Here is a 14,393-nt window from a genome sequence, read left to right as displayed (position 1 = left end):
CTAGAACATGAAGTAAAGGAGAGTTGTGTATGAAATGGAAACATATAATTGGTGACGTTGAAGTGAATCGGGATTTAGTGTTATTGCTCCTTATAGGAGGTTTATACACGCTCGCAATTTCTTTATCGAATACGTTTGTAAATATTTATTTATGGAAACAAACACAAAATTATGTGAATCTTGGCTTGTATAATTTAGCCAGCGTGGTATTACAGCCTCTCACATTTCTTGTAGGGGGAAAATTAGCGAAACGTATCGATCGCTCGATTTTATTACGAATAGGAGTAGGGACGCTCGCAATTTTTTTTATTGTTGTCTTAGTAGCAGGGAAAAGTGCTTCTCAGTATATTTTATTAATGGGGGCTCTTTTAGGAGTAGGATACGGTTTTTACTGGTTGGCTTTTAACTTATTGACATTTGAAATTACAGAACCAGAAACAAGAGATTTCTTTAATGGGTTTCTTGGACTTCTTACATCCTTCTCTGGAATGATTGGACCAATAGCAGCAGGATACACAATTTCACGTATGGAGAAATGGAGTGGCTATACTGTTATATTCTTTCTTTCATTAGTTCTATTTGCAATTGCTGTCGTCTTAAGCTTCTTTTTATCTAAAAGAGAATGTGAAGGGCGTTATGAAATCGTGCAAGTATTGAAAGAACGACGGATTGATAAAAATTGGGGAAAGATTACACGAGCTCATTTTTTCCAAGGATTGAGAGAAGGAACGTTTATTTTTGTCATTTCAGTATATGTTTATTTAGCAACTAATAGTGAGTTTGCATTAGGGAAATACAGTTTAGTGAACTCTGCTGTATCCTTTGTATGTTATTACTTAGTTGCTCGTATGTTAAAGAAGGAGTGGCGAAAAAAAGCAATTTTACTTGGAGGCATTATTTTATATGCTGTCGTCTTTTTAGTTATTTTCAATGTTACATACACGAAATTACTTATTTATGCGGCATGTATTGCAATTGCATATCCTATTTTACTTGTTCCGTACGGATCAATGACATATGACGTAATTGGTAGAGCGAAAAATGCGAGAGAATGGCGTGTGGAATATGTCGTTGTTCGGGAGTTGTGGTTAAACGCCGGAAGAATCTGTTCCATTTTAAGTTTTTTATGTGCTGTACTATTCTTTCCACCTGAAAAAAGTTTACCTTACTTATTATGTATTTTAGGTGCTGGACATTTTCTTATTTATTTTGCAGTTAAAAATGTCAAATATGATGAGGGAAATGCGAGTAAAGCAAGTGTTGTAACGCAAGGGAACGCGCAAAATCAAACTGAACCAGAAGGTTAACTTCTCGTTTGTTTTATGCTAGAATAGAAAAAGATGTAAGACAGCAGTGAGGACACCTGTATGAAGGTGTCCCTTTCACATTACATAGCTGTTGGTAGAGGGGGTTTGTATGAGCAAGAAGCAGAAGCAAAATAAGAAAAAGACCCACGTTCCTTTTCGGTTAAACGTGCTGTTTTTCTGCGTGTTTTTAATGTTCTCCGCGGTTATTGTAAGGCTCGGATATGTACAAATTGTTCGCGGTGAAGAATATAAGAATGAAGTGGAGAAGAAAGAAAACTCAACGATAAGTAATCCTGTACCGCGTGGGAAAATATTTGACCGTTATGGGCGACCTGTAGTAGATAATGCAGCCGTTCGTACTATTACATTTACAAAAATGAAAGGATCAACTGCAGAAGATCGCTTAGAAACAGCGAAAAAGCTAGCAGATTTGATTGAAGTACCGACAGATAAATTAACAGATCGCGATAAAAAAGATTATTGGCTTGCTATGCATAAAGAGGAAGCTAAAGAAAAAATTACGAATAAAGATCGTCAAGAGTTTAAAGATAAAAAAATTGATGATAAAGAATTAGACGAGCGTCAGCGAAGTCGTGTAACAGAAGAAGAGATTAATCAATTATCCGCAAAAGATCTAGAAATACTAGCGATTAAAAGTAAGATGGACGGCGGATATGCAATGACACCTCAAGTTATTAAAAAGGATGCTACAGAAAAGGAATATTCGATTATTAGTGAAAACCTAGCAGCATTACCAGGTGTAGATACGAATGTTGATTGGGAGCGAAAATATACGTACGATGATTTATTCCGAAGTGTACTAGGTGGGGTGTCGACATCTGATGAAGGCTTACCGAGAGAAAGACTAGATTACTATCTTGTTCGTGATTATAATCGAAATGACCGAGTAGGAAAAAGTTATCTTGAACAACAGTATGAAGATAGTCTGCACGGTACGAAAGCAGAAGTTAGAAATGTTACAGATAAAAACGGTAATATTTTAGAAACGATTAATGTATCAAAAGGACAAAGTGGTAATGATCTGAATTTAACAATTGATATGGAATTACAAAAGCGTGTGGAAGATATTCTTGCGAAGAATTTAATGAGATTTAAAGGAAGCGAACCTCTTTTAGATCGCGCATTCGTTGTAATGATGAACCCAAAAAATGGTGAAGTTTTATCTATGGCGGGGAAACAATTAGTTAACGAAGATGGTCAAACGAAAGTAAATGACTTTGCATTAGGTACCATGACAAGTTCTTATCCGATGGGATCAACTGTAAAAGGTGCAACAGTACTTACTGGATATCAAACTGGTGCGATTCAACCAGGATCGGTGCAATTGGATGAACCAATTAAATTAAAAGGTACACCTACGAAGTCGTCTTGGAAAACGATGGGATACATTAATGACCTTACAGCTTTAAAAATGTCTTCTAACGTTTATATGTTTAAAACAGCGATGAATATCGCCGGTGTTAAATATGTGAGAGGTGGTACGTTAGATATACCTCAAAAAGCATTTGATACGATGCGTTATTATTTTGGACAGTTTGGACTTGGTGTAAAAACAGGAATTGATTTACCGAATGAATCTGCTGGTCAGATGGGTAGAAGTAGTCAACCAGGTTTCTTACTAGATTTATCAATTGGACAGTATGATACGTATACACCGCTTCAATTAGCGCAATATATTTCGACGATTGCCAATGGCGGATATCGCATGCAACCACAAGTTGTAAAAGAAATTCGTCAACCGGCAGTGAAACCAGATGAAGTTGGGAAAGTTGTTCAATCTATGGAACCGAAAGTATTAAATCGTATTGATATGCCGGAATCGCAAATTAAACATGTTCAAGAAGGATTTAGACAAGTGTATAATGATTCAGGTGGTACAGCTACAAAATACTTTACAGGTGCAAAATATAAAGCGGCAGGGAAGACGGGTACGGCGCAAACTGTGTATGGTGGAGATAAAGAGATTGGTAGAAATGCAAAAGGTGAACGTGTGGAAACATATAACTTAACATTAGTAGGTTATGCGCCACTTGAAGATCCAGAAGTAGCATTCTCTGTTGTCGTTCCATGGGTACATGATGATAAGACTGGTATTAATGGATATATTGGTCGTGAAATTATGGACGCTTACTTTGATTTGAAAAACAAGGAAGTAAATGGTGAAGCTCCAAAAGATGATAAAGACAATAAAAATAAAGAGCAAGATGATGAATAAAAAAGTTGTAAAAAAGCACACTATCTGAAAAGATAGTGTGCTTTTTTTTATGGTTTATGCATATCGTGTAATAAATGTGGACAAGTATACAACATTGAAAAAACGCGGCCGTATAAATGATACTTGTATATGATGGGATAGGGGATAACTGTTTTATAGGGAAATCATCAGAGGAAATGAATAGCTACTACTGAATTAAAATTGTACCGTATGTTGATTTTTGTGGAACTTTACAAAACTTTTACAAACAATTAAAACCGAATTAATAGTTTAGCAGTATTCTTATATCTGTAATCCTGTTATTTCCGGTTACTTCTAGGAGGAAGAACACGTGAAATGGATGCGTACACCGATTAAAGTTTTCGTATTATCAATATGGTTCCTCTGTTTTGAAATGTCTACTGCATTTGCTTTAAATGATACGGGAGAAGTGAGAGTTGATGGATCCTCAACGGTTTTTCCTATTATAGAAGCAGTAGCGGAGGAATATACAAAGGTGCATCCAGACGTGAAAATTTCCATCAGTATTTCTGGAACTGGGGGAGGATTTAATCGTTTCAGTAAAGGAGAAGTAGATATAAATAATGCTTCGAGAGTAATGAAACAAGTCGAGAAAAATGAAATGAAGAAAAACTCTATTCAGTTCACACCTTTTGAGGTTGCTAACGACGGTCTTACGATTGTTGTGAATCGCCATAATACATGGGTAGACGATATGTCAGTAGACGAGTTACGACTACTTTGGAGTGAAGATGGAAGAGAGAAGCGATGGTCACAAATTCATTCAACATGGCCACGTGAACAAGTGAAGTTTTATGCACCAGGCGTAGACTCTGGTACGTATGATTATTTTCAAAATGTCATCTTACAAAATCATCGCATTGTAAAAAAAGTCTCTTTGTCTGAAGATGATCAAGTTATTATGCAAGGGGTAATGAATGATAAACATGCCATTGCTTTTGTAGGATATGCTTATTATATGGCTAATCGAGATAAGGTGAAAGCAATAAAAGTAAATGGTGTATTTCCGACGAAAGAGACCATTCAATCAGGTAAGTATAAGCCGTTATCTAGGCCGCTACTTACTTATGTGAATAATGCATCTATCCGAAATAAAATGAATGTAGCAAACTATGTTGAGTTTATGATTCAGCATGTCGGTAACCTCGCTGAAGAGGTCGGATATGTAAAATTAAGAAAAGAAAAATACAATGAACAGCTGCGTATGTTAACAGAAATAAAAAGGTAATGTCAGGGTGGAAAGGGGTTTTCATCTTTGGCTCATAATGACAAAAGTCAAATTACATTTTCTGTACAACATTTGATTGAAAGAAATACAAAACAAAGAAAAAAAACGCAGCGAATCAATCGAATAGTGCCTTTATTACTAAAAATAATTGCTAGTGTTTCTATTGTGACGACACTTGGAATTGTTTTTACGCTCTCTAATGAAACAATCATGTTTTTTCAAAAAATATCATTATACTCCTTTTTAACGGAGAAAGAATGGTTACCATTTTTTGAAGATCCTAAATTCGGTATATTACCACTTATATGTGGAACGTTCCTTGTAACAGCAATTGCTATGTTTGTAGCAATTCCTATCGGTTTAGCGTGTGCCGTATTTTTAAGCGAATATGCTTCAAATAGTGCACGGAAAATATTAAAGCCGATGTTAGAGCTATTAGCAGGTATCCCGACAATTGTATATGGTTTTTTTGCATTAACAGTTGTTACACCGCTTTTACAAAGGATTATACCAGATTTACAGTTTTTTAATGCGATTAGTCCAGGAATCGTTATCGGATTTATGATGATGCCTACAATTGCATCTCTATCTGAAGACGCGATGAGAGCTGTGGCGAAAGGGACGAAAGAAGCTTCATTAGCACTCGGAGCGACGCGGTTTGAAATGGTAAAACAAGTGGTGTTTCCGTCCGCTTTTACAGGGATTATGGCAGCAATTATATTAGCAGCTTCTCGTGCAATTGGTGAAACGATGATCGTTGTAATTGCAGCAGGATCCACACCAAATGTATCGCTTGATCCGACACATTCTATTCAAACGTTAACAGCCTATATTGTGCAAGTAAGTTTAGGTGATGCTCCGCATGGAACGATTACGTATTACAGCATGTATGCTGTAGGCGCAACGTTATTTTTGTTTACCTTTATTATGAACATCATTTCGCAGTCAATTATGCGCCGTTTTAGGAGGATGACATAATATGCGAATGTTGAATCATAAAAAAATACAAAAAAATATGGCATCACGCTTTTTAAAAGATCGAATTTACAAATTGTTATTTTATATAGCAATTTTATTTTCAATCGTAATTTTGTTTTTGTTACTGTTTCAAATTGTTGAAAAAGGTATAAGTTATCTTTCAATAGATTTCTTTACAAATTTCGCTTCACGTAATCCGAAAGAAGCTGGTATTGCTGCAGCTTTGTCAGGGACAATATTATTTATGAGTATTGTTATACCTGTTTCTTTTATATTTGGAGTTGGAACAGCACTTTATTTAGAGCAATATGCGAAGGAATCTCTATTTAAAAAAATAATAGAGATTAATAATCAAACGTTGGCAGGAGTACCATCCGTTGTATTTGGATTGCTTGGTTTAACTATTTTTGTATATGCTCTTCATTTAGGAGAGAGTATAGTTGCAGCAGCATTGACGATGAGTCTACTCGTTTTACCAACAGTTGTTGTGGCGAGTCAAGAAGCAATTCGATCAGTACCAAGTGTTTTATTAGAGGGTTCTTACGGATTAGGTGCTACGAAGTGGCAAACGATGTATCAAATTGTATTGCCATATGCTTTCCCAGGGATTATAACGGGCTGTACGTTAGCGATATCAAGAGCAATTGGAGAGGCTGCACCACTATTAGTTATTGGGGCACTTGCGTTTGCAAATTATGTTCCATTTAGTATGTTTGATAGATTTACAGTTCTACCAATTCAAATTTTTAATTGGATGAGTAGGCCACAAGAAGAATTTCAGTATGTAGCAGCAGCTGGGATGATTGTTTTGTTAGGTTTGTTGCTATTTATCAATATATTTGTTTTATGGTTACGAAATCGAAAATAAGTTGGAAGTGGATGAAAGGGGAATTCAAATGGTAGCAACAGTAGTAAATGTACAGGTGAAAAACGAAGAGAAAATCGAGACTGCGCCAAAGAAGGTAGTATTTGATACGAAAAATTTAAATTTATGGTACGGGGAAGACCATGCTTTAAAAGATATTAATTTAAGTATTCATGAGAATGAAGTTACAGCCATTATCGGTCCAAGTGGCTGTGGTAAATCAACTTACTTAAAAACATTAAATCGCATGGTAGAGTTAGTACCGATCGTTCGAACTACAGGTGTAATTGAGTATAGAGAACGCAATATATTTGATAAATCATATCCAGTTGAAGAATTAAGAACGCATGTAGGAATGGTGTTCCAAAAGCCAAATCCATTTCCAAAATCTATTTATGAGAATGTAACATACGGTCCAAAAATCCATGGTATTCGTGACAAAAAGACATTAGATGAAATTGTTGAAAAAAGTTTACGTGGAGCAGCGATTTGGGATGAGTTAAAAGATCGTTTGCACGATAATGCATACGGTTTATCTGGTGGACAGCAACAGCGTCTATGCATCGCACGCTGCTTAGCTATTGAGCCAGACGTTATTTTAATGGATGAGCCAACATCGGCATTAGACCCAATTTCAACATTAAAAGTAGAAGAATTAATTCAAGAGCTAAAGAAAGATTTTAGTATTGTTATCGTAACGCATAATATGCAACAAGCAGCGCGTATTTCAGACAAAACAGCTTTCTTCTTAAGCGGGGAAGTTGTGGAGTATACAGATACAAACAAATTATTTACGACTCCTTCAGATAAGCGTACAGAAGATTATATTACAGGTCGCTTTGGTTGATATCGTTTCAAAGCTAAGAGCAAATGCCCTCTTAACAGAGGGCATTTCTTATTTTATCTTACTGTTAATAAAGAAGTAATACTTCTCCTTATCTTAAGTTTTATTACAAGCGTAAGAGGCTATGTAGGAGATTTACCCCGCTATTTGCGGGCAGTAAGACCCCCACCTTAAAATTTAGCGAAAGCAAAGAAGTTAGGGAGGGGATCTTGCTGCCTATCAAATCCCGATTGATGAGGGTTGATTAAAGTTTCACTTTTATATAATGGCACATAATATTGAGGGGGAAGAAAAATGGTAAGAGAACAGTTTCAAGGTGATTTAAAAGCGTTACAGCAAAAGGTGATTGAGCTTGGAGAATTAGCAAATGCGGCTTTATTGATTGCTATGGAAGGTCTGCATACAAGAGATGTAGAGAAAGCGTTAGAGGTCATTGATGGTGATTACCGCATGGATAATTTAGAAGAGGAAATAAACGATCTTGCGCTTATGCTCATTACGAAGCAGCAACCTGTAGCAAGTGACTTAAGAAGGATTTTTATTTCAATTAAAACAGCGACAGATTTAGAGCGCATTGCAGATCATGCTGTTAATATTGCAAAGGCTACAATTCGTCTTGGGGAAAAAGAAGTGGCTGTTAGTTTGCACAACCTAGATGAAATGTTTGCGGTTGCAAATGAGATGTTGCATTTAGCGTTAGAAGCATATGAACAAGAAAATTTAACTTTTGCGAAACAAATTGCTGAAATGGATGATTCCGTTGATGAAATATATGGAAAAGCAATTCGTGAGTTTATATCTTCAGTTCCGGAACGACCAGAAGCAATTACGCAAATTACACAATTATCATTTGTCGCGAGATATATTGAGCGTGTAGCAGATCATATTACAAATATTGCTGAAAATGTCTTTTATTTAGTAAAAGGAAAGCATTATTTATTGAATGAGTAGGAATGAAAGTAGGTGATGAGAAATCACCTGCTTTTTTTAGTCAAAACATGACAAAAAAAGCTCGTTGTTTCCTTTAGTTTATGATGATAAGATGTATCATAATGTAATGGAAAAATTAGTATATATGTTTGTCGTTAATAAGTATTATTTACCAATTTATAGTAAGCGCTTTCTTGTTGTTTGAAATGTACTTTTTTATAGGTTAGAAATTTAATTATATAGTCTTCTAAATGAGGATGTGTTTAACTAATCAAGTTTATGCTGCTAGTTCATGTGGGATAGGGAATATACATATGGTATATGGAGTTACTGAACATTATATAAGTGGAGGCTGAAGTATATGAAGGGGGTTATTTTAGCTGGAGGAAAAGGAAGGCGCCTTAGACCATTAACATGTAATACTCCAAAGCCGATGTTACCATTATTAGAAAAACCAGTTTTAGAATATAATATTGAGTTATTACGCCAGCATGGTATTCGTGAAATTGCAATTACTGTTCAATATATGAGTACGACCATTAAGCAATATTTTGGTGACGGTAGTAAATGGGGAGTTAACTTGTATTATTTTGAAGACTCTCCTCCGCTTGGCACAGCAGGGAGTATTAAACAAGCAGAACAATTTTTAGATGAAACATTTGTTGTGATAAGCGGGGATGCATTAACTGACTTTCAATTATCAGAAGGAATTAGGTTTCATGAACAAAAGAAAAGAATGGTAACAATGTTTGTGAAAGAAGTAGAAAATCCACTCTCATTTGGATTGGTTGTAATGAATAAAGACCAGGAGGTTACACGATATATAGAAAAGCCGGGCTGGAATGAGGTAGTATCTAATGTTGTGAATACAGGCATATATATTATGGAGCCAGAAATCTTTTCTTACATACCGCCTAGGCAATTTTTTGATTTCAGTCATGATGTGTTTCCGTTATTGGCAAACAAAAATGTGTTATTCGCATATTTGTCAGAAGGTTATTGGTTAGATATCGGCACATTTAATCAATATCGACAAGCACAATTTGATTTGTTAACGAAAAAGTTACAAGTACCTATTCCTTATACAGAAGTATTACCGATGGTATGGATGGGAGAAGGGGTGACGATTGGTAAAGGGACGAAAATTCATGGCCCCTCTTTTATTGGAGAAGGAGCAAAGATTGGTACAGGAGCTGTAATTGAGCCATATTCTATTATTGGGAAAAATAGTATCGTTTCAAATTATTCTCATCTTCAAAAAAGTATTGTTTTTGCAAATGCCCACATTGGGAAGTATTGTGAACTATTAGAAACGACAATAGGAGAGCGTACAATAGTTGAAGATGATGTTACACTGTTTCAAAAAAGTGTTGTAGCGGATCACTGTCACATCGGAAGAAGTACGGTAATTAAGCAAAAAGGAAAACTATGGCCTTATAAGGCGATTGATAGTCATTCGATAGTAGGAGCGGCTGGTATTCAAGAAAGTGAAATGAGTGCAGGGTGGTTACAAAAAAGCCGCATTGTAGGAAGAGGGAATGTTGAAATTACTCCCCAGTTTATCGTGAAGATTGCGATGGCGTATGGTTCTCTTTTTAAAAAAGGAGAAAGTATATTAATTGGAAGTCAAGAAAATATAGAAACAACCTCTTATAAAAATTTATTTTTACATGCTATTCATGGTATAGGGATTCATACGATGGAATGTAAAGAAATGAACGAGTCACTTTTTCAATATAGTGTTCATCATTTGCAATGTGCAGGTGGGGTTTTCATTCAAGTGGAGAATGAGAATGAGATTGTTATAAAGTTGTATGGTCAAGCTGGCATGCCGTTAACGTATAAGCAGCAAAAAGAGATAGAACAAGTATATATGTCCGAATTGTTTTATTACGTGCATGAGAAAGAGATGGGGCGAAATAAGCTGGTTCATGTTTCTATGAATGAGTATATAGAAGTTATATTGGGGCATATTGATATCGAGAAAATACAGATGCAGAAGTTTCATCTTCTTATTAATAAGAGAAATGATACGTTGCAACATTTACTTATGCTCTTTCTACAAAGACTTGGTTGTACAGTTACATGGATTTATGCAAGCGAACAAAAAGATCATGTGAAAGCTTTGATGAAATCAAGTAAAGCGAATATGGCTCTTATGTTTTCTGAGCAAGGAAATCATTTCGAGTTATACGATAAACATAGTAATATTTACCAAGGTACAGATTTGGAAGAGGTCGATATTCCAGATTTCTTACTCGAATCGACAGGAAATATTTACCCAATGTCTTTGAAGTTAGGAGAATGTTATCTTCTATTTTATACGCAGGATGAAAGAAAGTCGTTTCAAGTAAGGTGGAAGCGAGATATTTTATATCGGATTGGAAAATTATTCGAGCTAATAGCATTGCAAGGAAAAACGTTTCTCAGCATAGTAGAGCAATCACCTCCGCTCTATTTACTTTATGATGAAGTGGTATGTTCATGGAATGAAAAAGGGGAAATTATGAGGAAATTATTGGATGATATAGAAAGGAAGGGAGAAGGTATATTTGAAGGAGTACAGTTCAAATATACTGAAAAAGAGTGGTCTTATATCGTTTCTGACACAAAACAACCAAAATTTTTGGTGTATTCACATGCTAGAAACCCAGTAATAGCAAGGGAAAATATGAAAAATCTTATAGAAAAAATTAGACAATATCAAAAGGTGTAGAATTTTTATTTTAAAAGTGGTATTATAGTATAGTCTGATTTAAGTTATTAGTACTGGAGGGAAATAAGAATGCGTGTGAATATTACTCTAGCATGTACAGAATGCGGAGATCGTAACTATATCTCAAAGAAAAATAAACGTAACAACGCTGAGCGTATCGAGCTTAAAAAGTATTGCAAGCGTGACAAGAAGTCTACGTTACACCGTGAAACAAAGTAAGCAGTAGGAATATTTTCCTACTGTTTCTTTTTTTATTCGATTCCTATGTTAAAAGTGATACACTATCAGCATAGAGTAAAGTGTCACTGTAAGGGGGAGAATGTGTGAAAGCAGAGAAAGTACGTTTACGTAAACAAATAATAGAACACATGAATTCTTTATCAGAAGAACAGTATACAACTTTATCAGAACAGATTGCATTTTCGTTGTATGCGCAAAAAGAGTGGGTTGAAGCTAAAACAATTGGAATTACTCTTTCAATGGAAAATGAAGTGAATACATATCCTATTATCGAAAAAGCTTGGGAAGAAGGAAAGAAAGTTGTAGTTCCTAAGTGTAATAAAGGAACTAGAACGATGTCCTTCCGGCAAATTAATGATTTTGATCAATTAGAAACGGTGTATATGAATTTACGTGAACCGATTCCCGGGCTTACGGAAGAAGTGAATATGGATGAAATTGATCTTCAAATTGTCCCAGGCGTAGCTTATACAGAACGAGGAGAGCGAATTGGGTACGGCGGTGGCTATTATGATCGTTATCTCGTGCATTATAAAGGGAAAACGCTGTCATTAGCGTATGATTTTCAAATGGTAAAACACATTCCAGTAGAGCCATTTGATAAAAACATAGAAAAAATTATTACAGAAAAAGGAACACTGCTTATAAATAAGCTTGTATAGACAAATAAAAATTGACGAGACTTTTTCTTCTTGATTATAATAAAATATGTGAACGTTTTCTTATTATAATTTTTTATAGTAAGTGAGCATAGAGGGTGATGAAATGGTATCTATTTATGATATTCAGCAATTGCTAAAGAAATTTGGTACGATTATTTATACGGGAGATCGAATTGCAGATTTACAATTAATGCAAGATGAATTGCGTGAATTAAATCAATCACAGCTAATCGATCCACAAGACTATCAAACAGCTTTATTTTTATTGAAGCAAGAAATTCAAAAAGAGCTAAATAAGAATTAGATAAAGGTAGGTAAGCAACATGGAAGAGAAATGGTTAGTTGGTGTTGACCTTGGTGGTACAACGATTAAATTAGCATTTATTAATGTATACGGTGAAATTTTACATAAGTGGGAAATCCCTACGAATACAGGTGAGCAAGGAAAACATATTACACTTGATGTTGCGAAAGCAATTGATAAAAAGCTAGAAGAATTAGGCGAATTGAAGAGCAAATTAATTGGTATTGGTATGGGAGCTCCTGGTCCTGTACATGTGGCGTCTGGAATGATTTATGAAGCGGTTAATTTAGGATGGAAAAACTATCCGCTAAAAGATTTATTAGAAGTAGAAACAGGATTACCTGTTGTTATTGATAATGATGCGAACTTAGCAGCGCTTGGTGAAATGTGGAAAGGTGCTGGTGAAGGTGCAAAAGATTTAATCTGTATGACACTTGGTACGGGCGTTGGTGGTGGTGTAATCGCCAATGGTGAGATTGTACACGGCGTGAGTGGTGCTGCTGGTGAGATTGGACATATTACAGTCGTTACAGAAAATGCTTTCCCATGTAATTGCGGGAAGTCTGGTTGCTTAGAAACAGTAGCATCTGCGACAGGTATTGTACGTGTTGCTATGCAAAAAATACAAGAGACTAATAAAGAGAGCGTGTTGCGTTCTATGTTAGCTGAAGAAGGACGTATTACATCAAAAGATGTCTTTGAAGCACTTGGACAAGGTGATGAATTAGCAGGTGAAGTAGTAGAAAAAGTAGCTTCTTATTTAGGATTAGCTGTAGCGAACCTTTCTAGTACATTGAACCCAGAGAAAATTGTTATTGGTGGAGGCGTGTCTAAAGCTGGAGATGCGCTATTAGAACCAATTCAACGCTATTTCGAGCAATACGCTTTCTCACGTGCTGTAAAGAGCACGAAGTTAGCTATTGCAACACTTGGTAATGATGCAGGTGTTATCGGAGGAGCTTGGCTTGTAAAAAAGCACAAATACGAAGCGAAGATGATATAAGTTGTGAAATATGAAAAGAGGAAGGGGGAACCCTTCCTCTTTTTGTGTAAAATCTCGATGAAGAATAAAGTGTAAACGAATTAAGCTGCTGGTGGATACCCGTTATATAGAACAGTCATGATCGTAAACCATCCGAAAACGAGTACAGTTGCAATTGCAAAGCCGCTCGCGAAAAAGTTTTTTTCACGAAGTGTTCTAAGCGTAGCAAATACAGCTAACAGAGTGACAAGTGTAAAAATAATAACAAGGCCCATACAATATCCTCCTCTGTCTACCCATTTCTTATTATGAGTTTTTGGAATATTTACTCTTTTATATTGTACATGTTTTAAAAATGATTGTCGAGATAGCATCCTTTCTTTTCCTCAGAGAAAGAAATGTTGTATCATTAAAAGTAAGTTTTTAATAACTGGAGGAGATTTTTATATGAAATGGATACAAATGCCGTTAGGCCCATTACAAACAAATGCTTATATTTTAATGAACGATCAAAAAGAGTGCATTATCTTTGACCCTGGTCATGAAGGTGAAAAGCTCGTTACATATTTACAAGAAGAACAATTAAAACCATTGGCTGTTTTATTAACACATGCTCACTTTGATCATATCGGTGCTGTTGATGCCGTAAGAGACGCTTTTTATATTCCTGTGTACGTACATAAAGAAGAAGCAGATTGGTTAGGAGATGCAACTGTAAACGGCTCTCAAATTTTTATGATGAACCGCAGTATTACAGCAAAACCAGCGGATCATATTATTGATGCAGAAGGTACATTAACAATTGGATCATTTAATTTTGAAGTTTTTGAGACACCAGGACATTCTCCAGGAAGTATTTCTTATTATAGTAAAGAAGCGAATGCTGTATTCTCAGGAGATGTATTGTTCCAAATGAGCATTGGAAGAACAGATTTGCCTGGTGGAAGTTTTGCTGAATTAATTGGAAGTATTGAAGAGAAATTATTTGTATTACCAGATGAAACAGCGGTGTTATGTGGACATGGTCCAGAAACAAGCATTGGCTTTGAAAAAGAAAATAATCCGTTTTTACAATAAGGA

General features: G+C 35.6%; 14 protein-coding genes. 13 read left to right on the top strand and 1 reads right to left on the bottom strand.

Annotated features, from left to right (window positions below):
• Positions 1-29: 29 nt before the first annotated feature.
• The 12 genes from ACTL4X_RS21655 to glcK all read left to right on the top strand — a co-directional run bounded on the left by ACTL4X_RS21655 (position 30) and on the right by glcK (position 13,334).
• Positions 30-1,307, top strand: a complete 1,278-nt coding sequence (locus tag ACTL4X_RS21655; RefSeq protein ID WP_000871384.1) for an MFS transporter — start codon at positions 30-32, stop codon at positions 1,305-1,307.
• 109 nt (positions 1,308-1,416) lie between these two features.
• Positions 1,417-3,543 carry a peptidoglycan D,D-transpeptidase FtsI family protein gene (locus ACTL4X_RS21650; RefSeq protein WP_000038992.1) on the top strand — a complete coding sequence of 709 codons (2,127 nt, stop codon included), beginning with the start codon at positions 1,417-1,419 and terminating at the stop codon, positions 3,541-3,543.
• A gap of 331 nt (positions 3,544-3,874) precedes the next feature.
• On the top strand, positions 3,875-4,792 hold the full coding sequence (locus ACTL4X_RS21645) for a PstS family phosphate ABC transporter substrate-binding protein (RefSeq protein ID WP_000871830.1): 918 nt from the start codon (positions 3,875-3,877) through the stop codon (positions 4,790-4,792).
• A 27-nt stretch (positions 4,793-4,819) separates the two neighbouring features.
• A complete protein-coding gene (gene pstC, locus ACTL4X_RS21640) occupies positions 4,820-5,770 on the top strand; it encodes a phosphate ABC transporter permease subunit PstC (protein WP_000940918.1) in 951 nt (316 codons plus the stop codon).
• A gap of 1 nt (position 5,771) precedes the next feature.
• Complete coding sequence (gene pstA, locus ACTL4X_RS21635; protein ID WP_001242557.1) at positions 5,772-6,638, top strand: phosphate ABC transporter permease PstA; 867 nt, start codon at positions 5,772-5,774, stop codon at positions 6,636-6,638.
• 28 nt (positions 6,639-6,666) lie between these two features.
• Complete coding sequence (gene pstB, locus ACTL4X_RS21630) at positions 6,667-7,482, top strand: phosphate ABC transporter ATP-binding protein (protein WP_000226686.1); 816 nt, start codon at positions 6,667-6,669, stop codon at positions 7,480-7,482.
• 291 nt (positions 7,483-7,773) lie between these two features.
• The gene (gene phoU, locus ACTL4X_RS21625) at positions 7,774-8,430 is read left to right on the top strand and encodes a phosphate signaling complex protein PhoU (RefSeq protein WP_000251242.1); all 657 of its coding nucleotides are present in this window, start codon (positions 7,774-7,776) and stop codon (positions 8,428-8,430) included.
• Between the two features lie 340 nt (positions 8,431-8,770).
• A complete protein-coding gene (locus ACTL4X_RS21620; protein ID WP_000679334.1) occupies positions 8,771-11,125 on the top strand; it encodes a sugar phosphate nucleotidyltransferase in 2,355 nt (784 codons plus the stop codon).
• A gap of 69 nt (positions 11,126-11,194) precedes the next feature.
• Entirely contained in the window at positions 11,195-11,344 is a 150-nt protein-coding gene (gene rpmG, locus ACTL4X_RS21615) for a 50S ribosomal protein L33 (RefSeq protein ID WP_001265616.1), read from the top strand.
• Positions 11,345-11,448: 104 nt separating this feature from the next.
• Positions 11,449-12,027, top strand: coding sequence for a 5-formyltetrahydrofolate cyclo-ligase (locus tag ACTL4X_RS21610; RefSeq protein WP_000642749.1), 579 nt, complete (start codon positions 11,449-11,451; stop codon positions 12,025-12,027).
• A 103-nt stretch (positions 12,028-12,130) separates the two neighbouring features.
• Complete coding sequence (locus ACTL4X_RS21605) at positions 12,131-12,331, top strand: YqgQ family protein (protein WP_000253699.1); 201 nt, start codon at positions 12,131-12,133, stop codon at positions 12,329-12,331.
• Between the two features lie 19 nt (positions 12,332-12,350).
• Positions 12,351-13,334 (top strand): glucokinase, encoded by a 984-nt coding sequence (glcK, locus tag ACTL4X_RS21600; protein ID WP_000391704.1) that lies wholly within the window; start codon positions 12,351-12,353, stop codon positions 13,332-13,334.
• 80 nt (positions 13,335-13,414) lie between these two features.
• On the opposite strand, the gene ACTL4X_RS21595 is transcribed toward glcK, so the two are convergent.
• Positions 13,415-13,588, bottom strand: coding sequence for a DUF2759 domain-containing protein (locus tag ACTL4X_RS21595; RefSeq protein ID WP_000524852.1), 174 nt, complete (start codon positions 13,586-13,588; stop codon positions 13,415-13,417).
• A gap of 172 nt (positions 13,589-13,760) precedes the next feature.
• Here ACTL4X_RS21595 and ACTL4X_RS21590 point away from each other — a divergent pair, with 172 nt between their 5' ends.
• Positions 13,761-14,390 carry an MBL fold metallo-hydrolase gene (locus ACTL4X_RS21590; RefSeq protein WP_000871231.1) on the top strand — a complete coding sequence of 210 codons (630 nt, stop codon included), beginning with the start codon at positions 13,761-13,763 and terminating at the stop codon, positions 14,388-14,390.
• The last annotated feature ends 3 nt before the right edge of the window (positions 14,391-14,393 follow it).

It is taken from the genome of Bacillus sp. RE35 (assembly GCF_052146655.1).
GTDB classification, from domain to species: Bacteria; Bacillota; Bacilli; order Bacillales; family Bacillaceae_G; genus Bacillus_A; species Bacillus_A cereus.
The sequence above is the reverse complement of the archived record's forward strand: the minus strand, read 5'-3'. Positions and strand labels throughout refer to the sequence as shown.